Origin of the sequence: Pseudomonas sp. TUM22785 (assembly GCF_028198105.1) — a bacterium.
Lineage (GTDB): Bacteria > Pseudomonadota > Gammaproteobacteria > Pseudomonadales > Pseudomonadaceae > Metapseudomonas > Metapseudomonas solani.
The window spans coordinates 1,895,073-1,913,814 of sequence record NZ_CP116239.1 but is presented as its reverse complement, the minus strand read 5'-3'; the positions used below and the strand labels follow the sequence as shown (position 1 = coordinate 1,913,814).

Here is an 18,742-nt window from a genome sequence, read left to right as displayed (position 1 = left end):
TCAGAGAACCGCTTTCGGGTAGGACCCCAGCACCTTCAGCGCCACGGCTTCCTGGTTGATCTTCTCCAGCACATCCTTGATCAGCGGATCGCGGTGATGGCCGATGAAGTCGATGAAGAACACATAGGTCCACTTGCCGCTGCGGGACGGGCGGGTCTCGATGCGAGTCAGGTCGATGCCGTTGGTGTGGAAGGGCACCAGCAGCTCATGCAGCGCGCCGGGCTTGTTGCGCATGGAAACGATGACCGAGGTCTTGTCGTCGCCGGTGGGCGGCACTTCCTGGCTGCCGATGATGAGGAAGCGCGTGGAGTTGTCCGGGCGGTCCTCGATCTTCTCGCAGAGCTTGGTCAGCCCGTAGAGGCTGGCGGCCATGTCGCCAGCGATGGCGGCGGAGTTCCACTCGCTCTTCACCCGCTTGGCGGCGTCGGCGTTGCTGGAAACAGCCACGCGCTCGACGTTCGGGTAGTGCGCGTCCAGCCACTTGCGGCACTGGGCCAGGGACTGGGCGTGGGAATAGATGCGGGTGATGTTGTCGGTCTTGGTGGTATCCCCCACCAGCAGGTGATGGTGGATACGCAGCTCCACCTCACCGCATATGACCATGTCGTGCTCGAGGAAGCTGTCCAGCGTGTGGTTGACCGCCCCTTCGGTGGAATTTTCCACCGGCACCACGCCGAAATTGACCGCACCGGCCGCCACTTCGCGGAACACCTCATCGATAGCCGCCATCGGCGTGCTGATCACCGCGTGACCGAAATGCTTCATCGCCGCAGCCTGGGTGAAAGTACCCTCCGGCCCCAGGTACGCGACCTTGAGCGGCTGTTCCAACGCCAGGCAGGACGACATGATTTCGCGGAACAGCCGCGCCATCTCTTCGTTGCCCAGCGGCCCCTGGTTGCGCTCCATGATGTGCTTGAGCACCCAGGCCTCACGCTCGGGGCGATAGAAGACCGGCTTTTCGCCTTCCGGCAGAGCGGCCATCTTCACCCGCGCCACATCCTGGGCGCAGCGGGCGCGATCACTGATGAGCTCGAGGATCTTCTCGTCAAGGCTATCGATACGCAGGCGCAGGGCCTTCAGTTCGTGCTCGGACATCAGCCGCGCTCCTTCTCGAACTCCGCCATGTAGGCCACCAGGGCTTCGACCGCATCCAGGCCGACAGCGTTATAGATGGAGGCACGCATGCCGCCCACCGAGCGGTGGCCCTTGAGGTTGAGCAGACCACGAGCATCGGCACCGGCAAGGAAGTCCTTGTCCAGGCGCTCATCGGCCAGGCGGAACGGAACGTTCATCCACGAACGCGCATTCACCGCGATCGGGTTGGTATAGAAGTCGCTCTTGTCGATGTAGCCGTAGAGCAGCTCCTTCTTCGCGCGGTTGCGCTGCTCCATGGCCTCGACGCCGCCCTGCTCCTTCAGCCACTCGAACACCAGGCCCGAGAGGTACCAGGAGAAGGTCGCAGGCGTGTTGTACATGGAGCCGTTATCCGCGGCGATCTTGTAATTGAGCATGGTCGGACAGGACGAGCGAGCACGGCCCAGCAGGTCCTCGCGGACGATGACCACGACCAGGCCACTCGGGCCGATGTTCTTCTGCGCGCCGGCGTAGATCAGGCCGAAGCGGGACACATCGAGCGGGCGGGAAAGGATGTCGGAAGACATATCCACAACCAGCGGCACATCGCCGGTTTCGGGAATCCAGTCGAACTGCAGGCCACCGATGGTCTCGTTGGAGGCGTAGTGCAGATAGGCGGCATCAGCACTGAGTTTCCAGTCGTTCTGCCCGGGAATGGCGAAGTAGTCCAGGCCCTTGGCGCTGGCAGCCACATTGACGCGGCCGTAGCGGGCAGCTTCCTCAATGCTCTTCTTCGACCAAATGCCGGTCTCGACGTAGTCGGCCACGCCGTTTTCCGGAAGCAGGTTCAGCGGGATCTCGGCGAACTGCTGGCTGGCACCGCCCTGGAGGAACAGCACCTTGTAGTTGGAGGGGATGGAGAGCAGGTCGCGCAGATCCTGCTCGGCCTTCTCGGCGATGGCGACATAATCGTCACTGCGATGGCTCATCTCCATGACGGAGAGGCCCTTGCCTTGCCAATCGAGGAGCTCCGCCTGGGCGCGTTGCAGGACAGCTTCCGGAAGCGCGGCCGGGCCGGCGCAGAAGTTAAAGGCTCGCTTGCTCACATCCACTCTCACTGGGTAGCGCGGGGGCACCTGCACCCCCACTGATGGTCTTCTACCGAGTGGACAGGCCGGCTAGGGCCCGCCCGCTCTGCAGCTTCTTACTCTTCACCTGCCGGTTGCGCGTCATCCTGCTGGACGTCGTCCGCCGGAGCGTCGGCTGCGGCATCGACTGCCACCTCGCCGTCTTCCAGCTCCTCGTCCTCGTCGACGCCGGACGGCTCCTGCACACGCTCCAGGCCAACCAGGGTCTCGTCCTTGGCCAGCTTGATCAGGGTCACGCCCTGAGTGTTGCGGCCGGAACTGGAGACTTCGTCGACACGGGTACGCACCAGGGTGCCCTGGTCGGAGATCAGCATGATCTCCTCGCCGTCCTGCACCTGAATGGCGCCGACCAGCTTGCCGTTACGCTCGTTGATGACCATGGCAATCACACCCTGACCACCACGGCCACGGCGCGGGAACTTGCCCAGGCCGGTGCGCTTGCCGAAGCCGCGCTCCGATGCGGTCAGGATCTGCGCACCGGTTTCGGGGATCAGCATGGAGATCAGTTGTTGTTCTTTGGCCAGGCGCATGCCGCGGACACCACGGGCGGTACGGCCCATGATGCGCACCATGCTTTCGGCGAAGCGGATCACCTTGCCGGCGCTGGAGAACAGCATGACTTCCTTGGCGCCGTCGGTGATGGCGGCAGCGATCAAGGTGTCACCCTCATCCAGGCGCAGAGCGATCAGGCCACTGGAACGCGGCTTGCTGAACTGCACCAGCGGGGTCTTCTTCACGGTACCGAAGGCGGTGGCCATGAAGATGTAGGCACCGGTAGGCTCAGCCACCAGTTCCGGGGTATCGCCTTCGACTTCCTCGACTTCCTGCTCGACGATCTCGCCTTCGAGCACTGCGCCCTCGGCTTCCTCGAGGTCATCCTCGTCGCCGGCTTCGCGCTGCAGCGCTTCCAGGTCGATCTGCAGCATCGCGGTGATGCGCTCGCCCTCGTCCAGCGGCAGCAGGTTCACCAGCGGACGACCGCGGGCGGTACGCGAGGCTTCCGGAATTTCGAAGGTCTTCAGCCAGTACACCTTGCCCTTGCTGGAGAACAGCAGCAGCGTGGCGTGGCTGTTGGCGACCAACAGGTGTTCGATGTAGTCCTCGTCCTTCACACCGGTGGCGGACTTGCCGCGGCCACCGCGACGCTGCGCCTGGTAAGAGGCCAGCGGCTGGGACTTGGCGTAGCCACCATGGGAGATGGTGACGACGCGCTCTTCTTCGGTGATCAGGTCGGCGATGGTCAGGTCCACCTGGGACGCAACGATCTCGGTGCGGCGGGCGTCGCCGAACTCGGCCTTGACCTTCTCCAGCTCCTCGCGGATGACTTCCATCAGGCGCTCGGGGTTGGTAAGGATGCGGATCAGCTCGCCGATCAGGGTGAGGATTTCCTGATACTCGGCCAGAAGCTTCTCGTGCTCCAGGCCGGTCAGGCGGTGCAGGCGCAGCTCGAGGATGGCCTGGGCCTGCTCCGGAGACAGGTAGTACTTGCCTTCGCGCAGGCCGTACTGCGGATCCAGGTCTTCCGGACGGCAGGAATCGGCACCGGCGCGCTCGACCATGGCTTCCACGGCGGAGGATTCCCAGGCGGTGGCGATCAGGCGGTCCTTGGCCTCGGCCGGGGTCGGCGAGTTCTTGATCAGCTCGATCACCGGGTCGATATTCGACAGGGCGACGGCCTGGCCTTCGAGGATGTGGCCGCGTTCACGGGCCTTGCGCAGCTCGTAGACGGTACGGCGGGTCACCACTTCACGGCGGTGACGGATGAACACCTCGAGCATGTCCTTGAGGTTCATCGTGCGCGGCTGGCCGTCGACCAGGGCCACCACGTTGATGCCGAACACGCTTTGCATCTGGGTCTGAGCGTAGAGGTTATTGAGCACAACCTCGCCGACTTCGCCACGACGCAGCTCGATCACTACGCGCATGCCGTCCTTGTCGGACTCGTCGCGCAACTCGGTGATGCCTTCGAGCTTCTTCTCCTTGACCAGTTCGGCGATCTTTTCGATCAGACGCGCCTTGTTCAACTGGTAGGGCAGCTCGGTGACGATGATCTGCTGGCGGTTACCGCCCTTCTCCATGTCCTCGATTTCGGCGCGGGCACGGATATAGATGCGGCCACGGCCGGTGCGGTAGGCCTCGATGATGCCGGCACGACCGTTGATGATGCCCGCGGTCGGGAAGTCCGGACCGGGGATGTACTGCATCAGCTCATCGACGGTCAGCTCGCCGTTGTCCATCAGCGCCAGGCAACCGTCGATGACTTCGGAGAGGTTGTGCGGCGGGATGTTGGTGGCCATGCCCACGGCGATGCCGCTGGAGCCGTTGACCAGCAGGTTGGGGATCTTGGTCGGCATGACCGCCGGGATCTGCTCGGTGCCGTCGTAGTTGGGCACCCAGTCGACGGTTTCCTTGTCCAGGTCCGCCAGCAGCTCGTGGGCCAGCTTGGACATGCGCACTTCGGTGTATCGCATGGCTGCGGCGTTGTCGCCGTCCACCGAACCGAAGTTGCCCTGGCCATCGACCAGCATGTAGCGCAGGGAGAAAGGCTGGGCCATGCGCACGATGGTGTCGTACACGGCGGTATCACCGTGGGGGTGGTACTTACCGATCACGTCACCGACCACACGGGCGGATTTCTTGTACGGCTTGTTCCAGTCGTTGCTCAGCTCGCTCATGGCGAACAGCACGCGACGGTGTACCGGTTTCAGACCGTCGCGCGCATCCGGCAGGGCGCGCCCGACGATCACGCTCATCGCGTAGTCGAGGTAGGACTGTTTCAGCTCGTCTTCGATATTGACCGGGAGGATTTCTTTGGCCAGTTCGCCCATGAGAAGCCTGATTCCTTTTTCTAGTGAAACCCCGACACATCCTTCCTGGATGACGCGAGGCTCGTCGCCTGGCTGCGCCAGCACGACTCACGACAAATCAACGAGTTAAGCCACGGATCCGCACAGAATGCCGACCTTGCAAAGGGAGGCTCGATAACTGGCGGAGCTTACCACAGTCACTGCCCTGCACCCAGCCCCGCCGGGCGCAGGCCCACGCCTCAATGCAGGCGTTTGCGGCACATCAGTTGCGCCAGCTTGGCGGTGTCGGGCCGCTCGACAATGCCTTTCTCGGTCACGATGGCGTCGATCAGGTCCGCCGGGGTCACATCGAACACCGGATTGACCGCATGCACATCGGCCGCCACCCGCTTGCCACCCAATTCGAGCAGCTCGCGCCCCTCACGCTCCTCGATCGGAATGTCATCACCGCTCTCCAGCGCCATATCGATGGTGGAGCTCGGCGCCACGACCATGAAGCGCACACCGTGGTGCATGGCGCACACCGCCAACTGGTAGGTGCCGATCTTGTTCGCCACATCGCCATTGGCAGTGATGCGGTCCGCCCCGACTATCACCCAGGTGATGCCGGCAGTCTTCATCAGGTGCGCTGCCGCGGCATCGGCATTGAGACTCACCGGCACGCCTTCGTTGGCCAGCTCCCATGCGGTAAGGCGCGCGCCCTGCAACCAGGGGCGGGTCTCGTCGGCATAGACGCGCTCCACCAGTCCATCCAGGTGGGCGGCACGAATCACCCCCAATGCGGTACCGAAGCCGCCCGTGGCCAGGGCACCGGTATTGCAATGGGTCAACAGCGCCTGGGGATTGCCCTGGTGCTTGCGGATCAACTCCATGCCCAGTTGGGCCATGGTCAGATTGGCCTCGCGGTCGCTTTCGTGAATGGAGACCGCTTCTGCCTCCAGCACCTGCAGCGGGTCTTCGCCATCCTTGAGGCGCTCCAGACGCTCGCGCATACGATTGAGCGCCCAGAACAGATTGACCGCCGTGGGTCGCGAGTCCACCAGTACGCTGAAATCCTGCTCCAGCGCCTCACGCCAATCGCCGCCAGCCGCCAGCCGCGCACGGGCGCCCAGCACCAGCCCGTAGGCGGCACTGATGCCGATGGCCGGCGCACCGCGCACCACCATCAGGCGGATCGCTTCAGCGACGTCGGCCGCCGTGGCGTATTCCAGCCAGGTTTCCTCCTGGGGCAGGAGGCGCTGGTCGAGCAGTCGCAGGACCCCGTCCCGCCAGTCGATGGCGATCACCTTCTCGGCTGCCAACAGTTGCTCACGCATGGAACACCTCGCCACCAATAAACTCGCGGAAAAACCGCGGATTATAGCGATCCCGAGCCTGTCTGGCTCGGGTATACTGCCGCGATATTTTCCTGCGCCCAGGATGCGCCACCATGCCCGACGCCAAAGCCCCGCTCGACCTGCTCCTGCTGCCAACCTGGATAGTCCCCGTGGAACCCGCAGGCGTGGTTCTGCGTGACCATGCGCTGGGCATCCGTGACGGGCGTATCGCGCTGATCGCCACGCGCGAAGAGGCCCTGCGCTGGCCCGCGACGGAAGTGCGCGAGCTGCCGGGCATGCTGCTGGCTCCCGGACTGATCAACGCCCACGGCCACGCCGCCATGTCGCTGTTCCGTGGCATGGCGGACGACCTGCCGCTGATGACCTGGCTGGAGCAGCACATCTGGCCGGCCGAGGCCAAATGGGTCGATGAGGCCTTCGTCCGTGACGGCACCGAACTGGCCATCGCCGAGCAGATCAAGGGCGGCATCACCTGCTTCTCCGAGATGTACTTCTACCCCGCCGTGGCCAGCGAGGCGGTGCACGGCAGCGGGATCAAGGCGCAGATCACCATCCCGGTCATCGACTTCCCCATTCCCGGCGCCCTCGACGCCGCCGAAGCCATCCGCCATGGCCTCGAACTGTTCAGCGACCTCAAGCACCACCCGCGCATCAAGGTCGCCTTCGGCCCCCATGCGCCCTACACGGTCAGCGACGACAAGCTGGAAAACATCCGCATGCTCGCCGAAGAGCTGGATGCCGGCATCCACATGCACGTGCAGGAAACCGCGTTCGAGGTCCAGCAGAGCCTGGAGCAGCGCGGTGAACGCCCCCTGGCCCGCCTGGCCCGCCTCGGTCTGCTCGGCCCGCGCTTCCAGGCCGTGCACATGACCCAGATCAGCGATGAAGACCTGGCACTGCTGGTAGAAAGCAACACCAGCGTCATCCATTGCCCGGAATCCAACCTAAAGCTCGCCAGCGGCTTCTGCCCGGTGGAGCGCCTATGGCTGGCCGGGGTCAACGTCGCCGTGGGCACCGACGGTGCCGCCAGCAACAACGACCTCGACCTGCTGGGCGAAACCCGCACCGCCGCCATGCTGGCCAAGGCCGTCGCCGGCTCGGCCACCGCCCTGGACGCCCACCGCGCCCTGCGCATGGCTACGCTCAATGGAGCGCGGGCCCTGGGAATGGAACAGGACACCGGCTCGCTGGAGATCGGCAAGGCCGCCGACATGGTCGCCTTCGACCTCTCCGGGCTGGCGCAGCAACCGGTCTACGACCCGGTTTCGCAGCTTATCTATGCTACCGGCCGCGATTGCGTCCGGCATGTGTGGGTCGACGGCAAGCCCCTGCTCGATGCAGGCCGTCTCACCCGCCTGGACGAAGACCGCCTGATCGCCACCGCGAAAGCCTGGGGCGAGCGGATCGCCGGCCACTGAATTCCGATTGATGAAAAGGTGTCTCCATGAGCAACGTCGACCACGCTGAAATCGCCAAATTCGAAGCCCTCGCCCACCGCTGGTGGGACCGCGAAAGCGAGTTCAAACCGCTGCACGACATCAACCCCCTGCGGGTCAACTGGATCGACGAGCGCGCCCGCCTCGCCGGCAAGACGGTGCTCGACGTCGGCTGCGGCGGCGGCATCCTCAGCGAGGCCATGGCCCAGCGTGGCGCCAAGGTCACCGGCATCGACATGGGTGAAGCGCCCCTGGCCGTCGCCCGCCTGCATCAGCTGGAATCCGGCGTGCCGGTGGAATACCGCCGCATCACCGCCGAAGAGCTGGCCGCCGAGATGCCCGGCCAGTTCGATGTGGTCACCTGCCTGGAGATGCTCGAACACGTGCCGGACCCGGCCTCGGTGATCCGCGCCTGCCAGACCCTGGTCAAGCCGGGCGGCCAGGTGTTCTTCTCCACCATCAACCGCAACCCCAAGGCCTACCTGTTCGCCATCGTGGGCGCCGAATACATCATGAACCTGCTGCCCCGCGGCACCCATGACTTCAAGAAATTCATCCGCCCCTCCGAGCTGGGCGCCTGGAGCCGCGCCGCCGGCCTGCAGGTGAAGGACATCATCGGCCTCACCTACAACCCCCTCACCAAGCACTACAAGCTGGCCAGCGACGTGGACGTCAACTACATGATCCACACGCTGCGCGAGGAGTGACCGGCATGCGCCTCAGAGCGGTACTCTTCGACATGGACGGCACCCTGCTGGACTCGGCGCCGGACTTCATCGCCGTGACCCAGGCCATGCGCACCGACCGGGGCCTGCCGGTCCTGGACGACAAACTGGTGCGCGACCAGGTCTCCGGCGGCGCCCGTGCCATGGTCGCCGCCGCCTTCGACATGGACCCGCAAGCCGAGGGCTTCGAAACCCTGCGCCAGGAATTCCTGGAGCGCTACCAAGCCCACTGCGCCGTGCTCACCCGCCCCTTCGACGGCATCGATGCACTGCTGCAGGATATCGAGAAGGCACGCCTGATCTGGGGCGTGGTCACCAACAAGCCGGTGCGCTACGCCGAGCCGATCATGCAGCAGCTCGGCCTGGCCGAACGCTCGGCGATCCTCATCTGCCCGGACCACGTGAAGAACAGCAAGCCCGACCCCGAGCCCCTGCTCCTGGCCTGCAGCCGCCTGCAGCTGGACCCGGCCAGCGTGCTCTTCGTCGGTGACGACCTGCGTGACATCGAGTCCGGCCGCGCCGCCGGCACCCGCACCGCCGCCGTCACCTATGGCTACATCCACCCCGACGACAACCCCAGCCACTGGGGCGCCGACGTGGTCGTCGACCACCCCCTCGAACTGCGCGCCGTACTCGATCGCGCGCTGTGCTCATGCTGAGCCGGAAGCTGAAAGCCTGAAGCCGGAAGCGATCCGCATGCTTCCAGCTTTCAACTTCAAGCTTCCAGCTCTCCGAAGGAGTTTCATATGTTTCAATATTCCGCCCGCCCCGACCTGCTCAAGGGCCGGGTCATCCTGATCACCGGCGCAGGCCGCGGCATCGGCGCCGCTGCCGCCAAGGCCTTCGCGGCCCACGGTGCCACCGTGCTGCTGCTGGGCAAGACCGAAGCCAACCTCAACCAGGTCTATGACGAGATCGAAGCGGCGGGCCATCCCCAGCCGGCAGTCATCCCCTTCAACCTGGAAACCGCCCAGCCGCACCAGTACGACGAACTGTCGGCCATGGTGGAGAACGAATTCGGCCGCCTCGACGGCCTGCTGCACAACGCCTCCATCATCGGCCCGCGCACGCCGATGGAGCAGCTGTCCGGCGACAACTTCATGCGTGTCATGCAGATCAACGTCAACGCCATGTTCATGCTGACCAGCACCCTGCTGCCGCTGCTCAAGCTGTCCAGCGACGCCTCGGTGGTCTTCACCTCCAGCAGCGTTGGCCGCAAGGGTCGCGCCTACTGGGGCGCCTACGGGGTTTCCAAGTTCGCCACCGAAGGCCTGATGCAGACCCTGGCCGACGAACTGGACGGCATCGCCAACGTCCGCTCCAACAGCGTCAACCCCGGCGCCACCCGCACCAGCATGCGCGCCCAGGCCTACCCGGGCGAGAACCCGGAAAACAATCCGCTGCCCGACGCCATCATGCCGGTCTACCTCTACCTCATGGGCGCCGACAGCACCGGCGTCAACGGCCAGGCCTTCGACGCCCAGTAACCCGGCAACCGCCTCACGCGGCGACCGCAACAGTCGCCGCCGCCCCCTCCGCCATTAAACCGTCACCGCTCCCCCGTGAACGGCATCACGTTGCCAGGCGTGCGCCAATCCACCGGCAAAAGCTTGCCACAGGCTTTTTGCCACTACAGATAACACCTTGAATCCAAACGCTTTTAAAGACGTAAAACGGTTCTGGCACGGAAATCGCTCTATGCCTGGTGTCGTCGCTTCGAGCGTCAGAGGTTCGCCAAATGGTCCCGTCCACCCCTACCAACACCATAGATTTCGATGCTGCCAAGCTTCAGCGCCTGGGCTTTACCAGCCCGGCGCAAAGCAAGCTGCGGCAGATGACCCTGCTGGAACTGCGTCGCCAGTTGAGCATGCAGCTGCAGACCAGCCTGGATGTGGAGCGCATCGTCAGCCTGTTCTTCCGTGAAGTGCAGCGCCTCGTCCCCCTCGACGCCCTGGCCTACCAGCACCAGAGCAGTGACCTGCGCCTGGAATACGGCGAGCGTGCCGCCCACTCGGCCGGCTACCGCCTGAGCCACGAGGGCGAGTACCTGGGCGAGCTGATCTTCCGTCGCCGCCAGCGTTTCGACGATGCCGAACTGAGCCAGCTCGAATCGCTGCTCGCCTGCATGCTCTTCCCGCTGCGCAACGCCCTGCTCTACCGCACTGCGGTGCAATCGGCACTGCGCGACCCGCTGACCGACACCGGCAACCGCATCGCCATGGACCAGGCGCTGCAACGCGAGGTGGACCTGGCGCGGCGCAGCCAACAGCCGCTGTCGGTGCTGATGCTGGACATCGACCACTTCAAGCGCGTCAACGACGAATACGGCCACAGCACCGGCGACGAAGTGCTCAAAGCCGTGGCCGCCACCCTCAAGGGCAAGCTGCGTAACGTCGACATGGTGTTCCGCTACGGCGGTGAGGAATTCCTCGTCCTGCTCTCCAACACCTGCCGCGAAGCCGCCGGCATGGTCGGCGAGCGCCTGCGCATGGGCGTGATGGAGATCCAGCACCTGGTTGGCGGGCGTCCCATCGAGCTGTCGATGAGCCTGGGCTGCGCCACGCTGCTGCCGGCCGAATCGGTGGACAGCCTGCTGCGCCGTGCCGACAGCGCCCTCTATGTGGCCAAGCGCACCGGCCGCAATCGCCTGTCCATGGCTGGCTAAGTCCCGCCCAACGCGAACGACACCCACGAAAAAGGGGCCCATCGGGCCCCTTTTTCATTGCATCGGCAAATCAGCGCTTGCGGCCGAAACCGGGGCGCTGGCCCTCGCCTGCCGGCCCATTGGTGCGCTTGCTTACCGGGCGCGCCGGCTTGCGCTGCGGGCGTTCAGCCACTTCGCTGGCATCGCCCTGGGGCTTGCCACGGGGCTTCTTGGCCACATCACGCGGGCGCTCCGCCAGCGGCGTGCCACGGTTCTGCTCGCCACGGGCTGCCGGGCGCGGAGCGCGGGCGGGACGTTCGGCACCTTCGCCACGGGGGCTGCGTGCCGGGCGGTCAGAACCCTCGCCACGAGGAGCACGGGCCGGACGATCCGAACCTTCACCACGCGGTGCACGGCTCGGGCGCTCAGCACCTTCGCCACGACCACGGGCAGGACGCTCGCCACCTTCGCTGCGCGGGCCACGGGCCGGGCGCTCATCGCCCTGACGCCGGCCACGGCCGCTCACCGGCTTGACCAGCTTGCGCTGCATGCGCTCGACCTTGTCCTTGTGCTTGCTGGAAACCTCCGGCAGCTGGATAGGCTTGAGGCCCACTTCGCCACTGAGGATGTCCACTTCGGACTGGTCCATCTCGCGCCAGCGCCCCATGGTCAGCTCGGAGGTGAGGAACACCGGGCCGAAACGCACGCGCTTCAGGCGGCTGACCACCAGGCCTTGGGATTCCCAAAGGCGACGTACTTCGCGGTTGCGGCCTTCCATCACCACGCAGTGGTACCAATGGTTGAAACCTTCGCCGCCGGGCGCTTCCTGGATGTCGGTGAACTTGGCGGGGCCGTCTTCCAGCATCACGCCGTTCTTCAGGTTCTCCAAAATCTCCTCGGTGACTTCACCCCGCACGCGCACGGCGTACTCGCGGTCCATCTCGTAGGAGGGGTGCATCAGGCGGTTGGCCAGCTCACCGTCGGTGGTGAACAGCAGCAGGCCGGTGGTGTTGATGTCCAGACGACCGATGTTGATCCAGCGGCCAGCGCGCAGCCGCGGCAGGCGCTCGAATACGGTGGGGCGGCCTTCCGGGTCGTCGCGGGTGCAGACTTCGCCGTCGGGCTTGTTGTAGATCAGCACGCGGCGGACGGCTTCGGTCTCTTCCTCGCGCTTGAGCAGGCGGCCGTCGACGCTGATGGCGTCATGACGGTCGACGCGCTGGCCGAGGGTCGCGGCCACGCCGTTGACCTTGACGCGGCCTTCGGTGATCCAGGCCTCGATGTCTCGGCGCGAAGCCAGGCCAATGCGGGCCAGGACCTTCTGCAGCTTTTCCCCAGCGGGGCTGTATTCGTCTTCGTTCATCTGGGCACCTCCCGGTGTAGTCATTCAAAAAGGTCGCGCATCATACGCGGCGGGCGAACCTCAGGCTAGCTGAGCGCGCGCGGGGTCGTCAGTGTTTTCGCCGGCCGGTCGCGGCGAGGGCCAGCAGGCGCATATCGGCTTCGGCCAGCACCTCGCGGCGCGCCTGCTTGCCGAGCTTCTTCCAGCCCTTGATTTCGCTGCGGGTACGTCCGCAACCCCGGCAAACGTCGTCGGCAAACTGGCAAACCTTGATGCAGGGGTCCTTCATCGCAGCGCCTCGTCTTGTGGCCTCAGTGACGGGTCTCGTCAGGCGCCTCATCGAACAGCGCCTCGTCGCCCGCTTCCACCTCGGCGGGCTCCTCGCCCGCCGGTTGCTCGGCGTCGGCGACGGGCAGGTCGTCGAAGTCGATCTTCAACCCCTGCTCCATGGTGTCCAGCTCCGCCAGCAAGGAGCGGAAGCTGGTTTCCTCGCGGGGCTCGGCGGGCTCTTCGCTCGCCAGGTCGGCGCGCGCCTGCAAACCTTCGGGCACCGGCACGTCGACGTCATCGAGGGCCAGAACCGGCTCGGGCTCCAGCTCTCTCAGGGCGGCGAGCGGCGGCAGGTCATCGAGGTTCTTCAGGTTGAAATGGTCGAGGAAGCCCTTGGTGGTGGCGAACATCGCCGGGCGGCCGGGCACATCGCGGTAACCGACCACACGAATCCACTCGCGCTCGATCAGCGTCTTGACGATCTGGCTGTTCACCGCCACGCCACGGATGTCCTCGATCTCGCCCCGGGTGATCGGCTGGCGGTAGGCGATCAGCGCCAGGGTTTCCAGCATCGCGCGGGAATAACGCTGCGGGCGCTCCTCCCACAGGCGGCCGACCCAGGGCGCGAAGCGTTCACGCACCTGCAGGCGGTAACCGGATGCCACTTCCTTGAGTTCGAAGGCGCGCCCCTTGCAGGAGGTGGCCAGGATCGCCAGTGCGGCACGGATCTGCGCGAGCTCCGGTCGCTCGGCTTCCTCGAACAGCTCGGCGATGCGCTCCAGCGACAGCGGCTTGCCGGAAGCCAGCAGGTACGCCTCGAGCAGGGAGGCCAGCTCCTTGGGGTCGTTAAGGTTCATCTACTCGGCTCTTGCGCGGACGTGGATGGGTGCAAAGGCCTCATTCTGCACCAGTTCCACCAGTTGTTCCTTGATCAGCTCCAGCACTGCCATGAAGGTCACCACCACGCCCAATCGCCCTTCTTCGGCGGTGAACAGGCTGACGAACGGCAGGAAGGCGCCCCCCTTGAGGCGCTCCAGCACTTCACTCATGCGCTCGCGGGTGGACAGCGCCTCGCGGGTCACCTGGTGGCTTTCGAACATGTCGGCGCGGCGCAGCACCTCGGCCATGGACAGCAGCAATTCTTCCAGGCTCACATCCGGCAGCAGCTTGCGGGCCCGCGCCTCGGGAGCATCCAGGCGCGGCACGGTGTTGTCGCGGCCAACCCGGGGCAGCATGTCGATGCCTTCGGCGGCGGCCTTGTAGCGCTCATACTCCTGCAGGCGGCGGATCAGCTCGGCGCGCGGGTCTTCTTCCTCGACCTCCGCCTCGCTGGAGCGCGGCAACAACATGCGCGACTTGATCTCGGCGAGCATGGCGGCCATCACCAGGTACTCGGCGGCCAGCTCCAGACGCACCGACTTCATCAGTTCGACATAGCCCATGTATTGGCGAGTGATCTCCGCCACGGGGATATCGAGGATGTTGATGTTCTGCTTGCGGATCAGATAAAGCAGCAGGTCGAGCGGCCCTTCGAAGGCTTCGAGGAACACCTCCAGGGCATCCGGCGGGATATAGAGGTCGATGGGCAGCTCGGTGACCGCCTGCCCGTAGACCAGGGCGAACGGCAGTTCCTGCTGGGCACCGGCCTGGCTATCGACCTGGGGCGTAGCCTCTGCACTCACGCCTCGGCGTCCGTCAGGAAGGGCGCCGGGTCACCACACCCCGCGCGCACCAGGCGCGGCTCGCCTTCGGACAGGTCGACCACGGTGGAGGCTTCCATGCCGCCATAACCGCCGTCGATGATCAGGTCCACCTGGTGCTCGAGGATCTGGCGCATCTCGTAGGGATCGCTCATCGGCAGGGCTTCACCGGGCAGGGTCAGGGTGGCGCTCATCAAGGGCGCGCCCAGCTCCTCCAGCAACGCCAGGGCGATAGGGTGGTCCGGCACCCGCAGGCCGATGGTGCGGCGCTTGGGGTGCAGCAGCATGCGCGGCACTTCGCGGGTGGCGCTGAGGATGAAGGTGTAAGGCCCGGGCGTATGCGCCTTGAGCAGGCGGAACGCAGCGGTGTCGACCTTGGCGAACAGCCCCAGCTCGGAAAGGTCGCGGCAGACCAGGGTGAAGTTGTGCTTGTCATCCAGGCGGCGCAGGCGGCGGATGCGTTCCACGCCGTTCTTCTCGCCGATGGCGCAGCCGACCGCATAAGAGGAGTCGGTGGGATAGACGATCACGCCCCCCGCCCTGACGATCTCCACCGCCTGTTTGATCAGCCGCGGCTGGGGATTCTCCGGGTGGACCTGGAAAAACTGACTCACGTTATCTCCCTGTTCAGCGTTCAGTTGGTCGTTGTGCATGTTGGAAACGCGCCGCCAGGGGCGGCAGGTCCTCCGGTATGGGTCGGTACACGCCCAGCTCCGACCAGTCCCCAGGTGCGTGGAAATCGCTGCCGGCACTCACCAGCAAGCCGAATTCGCGGGCGAGAATGGTCAACACGCCCACCTGCTCCGCAGGCTGCATACCGTTGACCACCTCTATGGCGTGGCCGCCGGCGGCGATGAAATCCGCCACCAGCTTGCGACGCTTGGTCTTAGTGAAGTCGTAATGGTAGGGATGCGCCAGGCTGATCCAGGCCCCGGCGGCACGCAGCGTACCCACCGCCTCGGCCAGGGGCGGCCAGTGCTGCTTGACGTCGCCGAGCTTGCCCGAGCCCAGCCATTTGCGGAAGGCCTCGGCACGGTCGCGCACATGCTTCTCGCGCACCAGGAACTCGGCGAAATGCGGGCGTGCCGGCGCGTTGCCGCTGTCGCCCAGTTCGCGCTGGATCGCTCGCGCGCCTTCCAGCGCCCCGGGCATGCCCTTGGCGGCCAGGCGCCGGTCGATCTCCTCGGCACGCGACCAGCGGCCCTGGTGCAGGTCGGCGATGGCCTGGCGCAGCTCTGGCGCGTCCTGACGGAAGGCATAGCCGAGCACGTGAATCGTGGCGCCGCCCCAGGTGCAGGACAGCTCCACGCCGTTTATCAGTTCGATGTCCAGGTCGGCGGCGGCGCTGCGTGCTTCCTCCAGCCCTTCGAGGGTGTCGTGGTCGGTCAGCGCCAGCACCCGCACGCCCTTTTCATGGGCGCGCGCCACCAGTACGGCGGGCGCCAGGGCGCCGTCGGAGGCCGTGCTGTGACAGTGCAGATCAATGTGCATGGCGTGCGCTTTCGCTACGAGAATGGTTTGTTATTATGCCGCCACATCCCGCTTCTGGCTGCCGCCGTGAAACAATTCATCGACTTCATCCCGCTCATCCTCTTCTTCATCGTTTACAAGCTCGAGCCGCGCGCCATCGAATTCGCCGGGCACAGCGTCATGCTGGGCGGAATCTTCAGCGCCACCGCCGTGCTGATCGCCGCCTCGGTGGTGGTCTACGGGGCAATCTTCGTCACCCAGCGCCGCCTGGAAAAAGGCCAGTGGCTGACCCTGGCCGCCTGCCTGGTGTTCGGCGGCCTGACCCTGGCCTTCCACAGCGAAACCTTCCTCAAATGGAAGGCGCCGGTGGTCAACTGGCTGTTCGCCCTGGGCTTCGCCGCCAGCCACTTCATCGGCGACAAGCCGCTGATCCAGCGCGTCATGGGCCACGCCGTTGCGCTGCCCCAGGCCATCTGGGTGCGCCTCAACCTGGCCTGGATCGTCTTCTTCCTGTTCTGTGGCTTCGCCAACCTTTATGTCGCCTTCACCTATCAAGAGTTCTGGGTCGACTTCAAAGTCTTCGGCAGCCTGGGCCTGACCCTGCTATTCCTCATCGGCCAGGGCATCTTCCTGGCGCGCCACATGCACGATCCCGAATCCGAAAAACCTCAAGAATAAGGACTGTCATGCTCTACGCGATCATCTCCACCGATGTTGCCGACTCCCTGGAAAAACGCGTGGCCAACCGCCCCGCGCACCTTGTCCGCCTGGAGCAGTTGAAAGCCGAAGGCCGCCTGGTACTGGCCGGCCCGCACCCGGCCGTGGACAGCAACGACCCGGGCAGCGCCGGCTTCACCGGCAGCCTGGTCGTCGCCGAGTTCGAGTCCCTGGTCGCCGCCCAGTCCTGGGCCGACGCCGACCCCTTCCGCACCTCGGGCGTCTACGCCAACGTGACCGTAAAACCCTTCAAGCAGGTCTTCTGACAGCAGCACGCCGAATCTATTCGTAGGAAACAGGAGTTCCGATGCGCCACGCCTCGCTGTCCCTGCTGTTCGCCCTGTCCTTGACCGCCGCGCTGGCCCAGGCCGAAGAGGCCCTGCCAACGGTGGCCCCCAGCGTGGCGATGGAGCCACGCCCGGTGGAAAACGTCGCTGCCCAGGAACTCACCGCCCTGCAGCAGCGCCTGGCGGAAAGCGAGCGCCAACGCAACGAGCTGGCCGCGCAACTGGCCAACGGCACCACCGCCGAACGCGACACCGCCTTGCTGGCGCGCCTGCGCCAGGAAAACCAGCGCCTCAAGCTGCAACTCAAGGAGGCCCAGGCGGATCGCTCGCCGCGCCTGGTCAGCGACGACCAGATGTGGTTCGCCATCGGCGGCGGCGTCGCCCTGCTGTCGCTGCTGATCGGCCTGTTCGCCCGCGGCGGACGACGCCAGCCCCGCCCGTGGATCAACTGATGCGAAACGACGGCCATGAGTGAACTGCTGCTGATCGACGACGACCAGGAACTCTGCGAGCTGCTCAACAGCTGGCTGAGCCAGGAAGGCTTCAGCGTGCGCGCCTGCCACGACGGCGTCAGTGCCCGCGCCGCCCTCGCGGCCCATGCACCGGCGGTCGTCGTGCTCGATGTGATGCTGCCCGACGGCAGCGGCCTGGAACTGCTCAAGCAATTGCGCGGCGACCACCCCGAGCTGCCGGTGCTAATGCTCTCCGCACGGGGCGAGCCGCTGGACCGCATCCTCGGCCTGGAACTGGGCGCCGACGACTACTTGGCCAAGCCCTGCGACCCGCGCGAGCTCACCGCCCGCCTGCGCGCCGTGCTGCGCCGCACCCAGCCGCCGGCGCAATCCAGCCAGCTGGAGTTGGGCGACCTCTGCTACAGCCCGGTGCGTGGCGTGGTCAACGTCGGCGATCACGAAATCAGCCTCACCGTTTCCGAAGGCCGCTTGCTGGAGGCCCTGCTGCGCCAGCCCGGCGAGCCGCTGGACAAGCAGGAGCTCGCGCAACTGGCCCTGGGCCGCAAGCTCACCCTCTATGACCGCAGCCTCGACATGCACGTCAGCAACCTGCGCAAGAAGCTCGGCCCGCACGCCGATGGCCGGCCACGCATCGTCGCCCTGCGCAGCCGCGGCTACTACTACAGCGCCTGACACGCCTCACCCGGCGCCGCGTCGCAGAGCGCCCCGGGCCTTTCGTAACAGTTCCCTGAGCCTCTCTTTACCCAAGCTTTACCCTGGCCTGACCGCCCTTGACCTTGCCCTCCCTAGACTGAGCACATCCGGCAACCAGCCGGTTCAGAGACAAGGAGATAGACCATGCGCAAGACAATCGCCGCCCTGCTTCTCGCAGCCGCCCTGCCCACCGTCGCCATGGCCATGCCCGAAGGTGGCCCCGGCCCGGAACGCGGCTTCGGCGGCCCCGGCCACGGTGGCCCCGGCCTGTTCAAGGAACTGGACCTCAGCCGCGACCAGCGCCACCAGGTCGGCAAACTGATGGGCGAGTCCATGAAGAACCGCCACGACATCACCCAGAAGTACCTGGACAAGCTGCCCGCCGCCGACAAGAAGGCCATGCAGGACGAGCTGAAGGCCAGCGAAGAGAAGAACCGCGCCGACATCCGCGCGCTGCTCACCCCCGAGCAGCAGAAGGAGTTCGACGCGCAGCAGAAGAAGATGGAAGAGCGTCGCGCCGAGCGTGCCGAGTTCGAAGCCTGGAAAGCCCAGCGCGCCAAGGCCCAATGACCACGGCGGCCTGACCGCCCGTCCTACCGCCCATCAGGCTCCCACCTGA

General features: G+C 65.7%; 20 protein-coding genes. 10 read left to right on the top strand and 10 right to left on the bottom strand.

The window, feature by feature from the left end; translation table 11 throughout:
- The 4 genes from pheA to mtnA form a co-directional block, all read right to left on the bottom strand.
- Complete coding sequence (pheA, locus tag PI990_RS08995; RefSeq protein ID WP_442969322.1) at positions 1–1,095, bottom strand: prephenate dehydratase; 1,095 nt, start codon at positions 1,093–1,095, stop codon at positions 1–3.
- A complete protein-coding gene (gene serC / locus PI990_RS08990) occupies positions 1,095–2,180 on the bottom strand; it encodes a 3-phosphoserine/phosphohydroxythreonine transaminase (RefSeq protein ID WP_271660409.1) in 1,086 nt (361 codons plus the stop codon). Before serC ends, pheA begins: the two co-directional genes overlap by 1 nt.
- A 98-nt stretch (positions 2,181–2,278) precedes the next feature.
- Positions 2,279–5,050, bottom strand: a complete 2,772-nt coding sequence (gene gyrA / locus PI990_RS08985) for a DNA gyrase subunit A (protein ID WP_271660408.1) — start codon at positions 5,048–5,050, stop codon at positions 2,279–2,281.
- Positions 5,051–5,268: 218 nt separating this feature from the next.
- On the bottom strand, positions 5,269–6,345 hold the full coding sequence (gene mtnA / locus PI990_RS08980; RefSeq protein ID WP_271660407.1) for an S-methyl-5-thioribose-1-phosphate isomerase: 1,077 nt from the start codon (positions 6,343–6,345) through the stop codon (positions 5,269–5,271).
- Between the two features lie 113 nt (positions 6,346–6,458).
- Between mtnA and PI990_RS08975 the strand changes: the two genes are divergently transcribed.
- From PI990_RS08975 to PI990_RS08955, 5 genes are all read left to right on the top strand, one after another.
- Positions 6,459–7,784 (top strand): TRZ/ATZ family hydrolase, encoded by a 1,326-nt coding sequence (locus tag PI990_RS08975; protein WP_271660406.1) that lies wholly within the window; start codon positions 6,459–6,461, stop codon positions 7,782–7,784.
- 26 nt (positions 7,785–7,810) lie between these two features.
- Positions 7,811–8,509, top strand: a complete 699-nt coding sequence (gene ubiG / locus PI990_RS08970; protein ID WP_021221172.1) for a bifunctional 2-polyprenyl-6-hydroxyphenol methylase/3-demethylubiquinol 3-O-methyltransferase UbiG — start codon at positions 7,811–7,813, stop codon at positions 8,507–8,509.
- Positions 8,510–8,514: 5 nt separating this feature from the next.
- Positions 8,515–9,186, top strand: a complete 672-nt coding sequence (gene mupP / locus PI990_RS08965) for an N-acetylmuramic acid 6-phosphate phosphatase MupP (RefSeq protein WP_271660405.1) — start codon at positions 8,515–8,517, stop codon at positions 9,184–9,186.
- 87 nt (positions 9,187–9,273) lie between these two features.
- Positions 9,274–10,014 (top strand): YciK family oxidoreductase, encoded by a 741-nt coding sequence (locus tag PI990_RS08960; protein WP_021221170.1) that lies wholly within the window; start codon positions 9,274–9,276, stop codon positions 10,012–10,014.
- A 251-nt stretch (positions 10,015–10,265) separates the two neighbouring features.
- Positions 10,266–11,192: a GGDEF domain-containing protein gene (locus PI990_RS08955; protein ID WP_021221169.1), complete on the top strand. Its 927-nt coding sequence runs from the start codon at positions 10,266–10,268 to the stop codon at positions 11,190–11,192.
- 70 nt (positions 11,193–11,262) lie between these two features.
- On the opposite strand, the gene rluB is transcribed toward PI990_RS08955, so the two are convergent.
- From rluB to PI990_RS08925, 6 genes are all read right to left on the bottom strand, one after another.
- Entirely contained in the window at positions 11,263–12,534 is a 1,272-nt protein-coding gene (gene rluB / locus PI990_RS08950) for a 23S rRNA pseudouridine(2605) synthase RluB (RefSeq protein WP_271660404.1), read from the bottom strand.
- 88 nt (positions 12,535–12,622) lie between these two features.
- Positions 12,623–12,802 (bottom strand): DUF1289 domain-containing protein, encoded by a 180-nt coding sequence (locus PI990_RS08945; RefSeq protein ID WP_021221167.1) that lies wholly within the window; start codon positions 12,800–12,802, stop codon positions 12,623–12,625.
- A gap of 22 nt (positions 12,803–12,824) precedes the next feature.
- On the bottom strand, positions 12,825–13,640 hold the full coding sequence (gene scpB, locus PI990_RS08940; protein WP_271660403.1) for an SMC-Scp complex subunit ScpB: 816 nt from the start codon (positions 13,638–13,640) through the stop codon (positions 12,825–12,827).
- A complete protein-coding gene (locus PI990_RS08935) occupies positions 13,641–14,339 on the bottom strand; it encodes a segregation and condensation protein A (protein WP_169708463.1) in 699 nt (232 codons plus the stop codon). It abuts the gene before it with no gap.
- A gap of 122 nt (positions 14,340–14,461) precedes the next feature.
- Positions 14,462–15,097, bottom strand: a complete 636-nt coding sequence (locus PI990_RS08930) for an L-threonylcarbamoyladenylate synthase (RefSeq protein ID WP_148304265.1) — start codon at positions 15,095–15,097, stop codon at positions 14,462–14,464.
- Between the two features lie 13 nt (positions 15,098–15,110).
- Positions 15,111–15,974: a PHP domain-containing protein gene (locus tag PI990_RS08925; RefSeq protein WP_184490626.1), complete on the bottom strand. Its 864-nt coding sequence runs from the start codon at positions 15,972–15,974 to the stop codon at positions 15,111–15,113.
- Positions 15,975–16,040: 66 nt separating this feature from the next.
- Between PI990_RS08925 and PI990_RS08920 the strand changes: the two genes are divergently transcribed.
- The 5 genes from PI990_RS08920 to PI990_RS08900 all read left to right on the top strand — a co-directional run bounded on the left by PI990_RS08920 (position 16,041) and on the right by PI990_RS08900 (position 18,693).
- Positions 16,041–16,631, top strand: coding sequence for a septation protein A (locus tag PI990_RS08920; RefSeq protein ID WP_021221162.1), 591 nt, complete (start codon positions 16,041–16,043; stop codon positions 16,629–16,631).
- 8 nt (positions 16,632–16,639) lie between these two features.
- On the top strand, positions 16,640–16,936 hold the full coding sequence (locus tag PI990_RS08915) for a YciI family protein (protein WP_021221161.1): 297 nt from the start codon (positions 16,640–16,642) through the stop codon (positions 16,934–16,936).
- A gap of 41 nt (positions 16,937–16,977) precedes the next feature.
- Positions 16,978–17,409 (top strand): hypothetical protein, encoded by a 432-nt coding sequence (locus tag PI990_RS08910; RefSeq protein ID WP_271660402.1) that lies wholly within the window; start codon positions 16,978–16,980, stop codon positions 17,407–17,409.
- Between the two features lie 15 nt (positions 17,410–17,424).
- Entirely contained in the window at positions 17,425–18,102 is a 678-nt protein-coding gene (locus tag PI990_RS08905) for a response regulator transcription factor (RefSeq protein WP_021221159.1), read from the top strand.
- A 165-nt stretch (positions 18,103–18,267) separates the two neighbouring features.
- Positions 18,268–18,693 carry a hypothetical protein gene (locus tag PI990_RS08900; protein ID WP_021221158.1) on the top strand — a complete coding sequence of 142 codons (426 nt, stop codon included), beginning with the start codon at positions 18,268–18,270 and terminating at the stop codon, positions 18,691–18,693.
- Positions 18,694–18,742: the final 49 nt, after the last annotated feature.

Excerpts from the sequence above, each read along its gene's own strand:
- pheA (WP_442969322.1), bottom strand. The coding sequence starts at position 1,095 with ATGTCCGAGCACGAACTGAAGGCCCTGCGCCTGCGTATCGATAGCCTT.
- gyrA (WP_271660408.1), bottom strand. The coding sequence starts at position 5,050 with ATGGGCGAACTGGCCAAAGAAATCCTCCCGGTCAATATCGAAGACGAG.
- mtnA (WP_271660407.1), bottom strand. The coding sequence starts at position 6,345 with ATGCGTGAGCAACTGTTGGCAGCCGAGAAGGTGATCGCCATCGACTGG.
- PI990_RS08975 (WP_271660406.1), top strand. The coding sequence starts at position 6,459 with ATGCCCGACGCCAAAGCCCCGCTCGACCTGCTCCTGCTGCCAACCTGG.
- ubiG (WP_021221172.1), top strand. The coding sequence starts at position 7,811 with ATGAGCAACGTCGACCACGCTGAAATCGCCAAATTCGAAGCCCTCGCC.
- mupP (WP_271660405.1), top strand. The coding sequence starts at position 8,515 with ATGCGCCTCAGAGCGGTACTCTTCGACATGGACGGCACCCTGCTGGAC.
- PI990_RS08960 (WP_021221170.1), top strand. The coding sequence starts at position 9,274 with ATGTTTCAATATTCCGCCCGCCCCGACCTGCTCAAGGGCCGGGTCATC.
- PI990_RS08955 (WP_021221169.1), top strand. The coding sequence starts at position 10,266 with ATGGTCCCGTCCACCCCTACCAACACCATAGATTTCGATGCTGCCAAG.
- rluB (WP_271660404.1), bottom strand. The coding sequence starts at position 12,534 with ATGAACGAAGACGAATACAGCCCCGCTGGGGAAAAGCTGCAGAAGGTC.
- PI990_RS08945 (WP_021221167.1), bottom strand. The coding sequence starts at position 12,802 with ATGAAGGACCCCTGCATCAAGGTTTGCCAGTTTGCCGACGACGTTTGC.
- scpB (WP_271660403.1), bottom strand. The coding sequence starts at position 13,640 with ATGAACCTTAACGACCCCAAGGAGCTGGCCTCCCTGCTCGAGGCGTAC.
- PI990_RS08925 (WP_184490626.1), bottom strand. The coding sequence starts at position 15,974 with ATGCACATTGATCTGCACTGTCACAGCACGGCCTCCGACGGCGCCCTG.
- PI990_RS08915 (WP_021221161.1), top strand. The coding sequence starts at position 16,640 with ATGCTCTACGCGATCATCTCCACCGATGTTGCCGACTCCCTGGAAAAA.
- PI990_RS08910 (WP_271660402.1), top strand. The coding sequence starts at position 16,978 with ATGCGCCACGCCTCGCTGTCCCTGCTGTTCGCCCTGTCCTTGACCGCC.
- PI990_RS08905 (WP_021221159.1), top strand. The coding sequence starts at position 17,425 with ATGAGTGAACTGCTGCTGATCGACGACGACCAGGAACTCTGCGAGCTG.
- PI990_RS08900 (WP_021221158.1), top strand. The coding sequence starts at position 18,268 with ATGCGCAAGACAATCGCCGCCCTGCTTCTCGCAGCCGCCCTGCCCACC.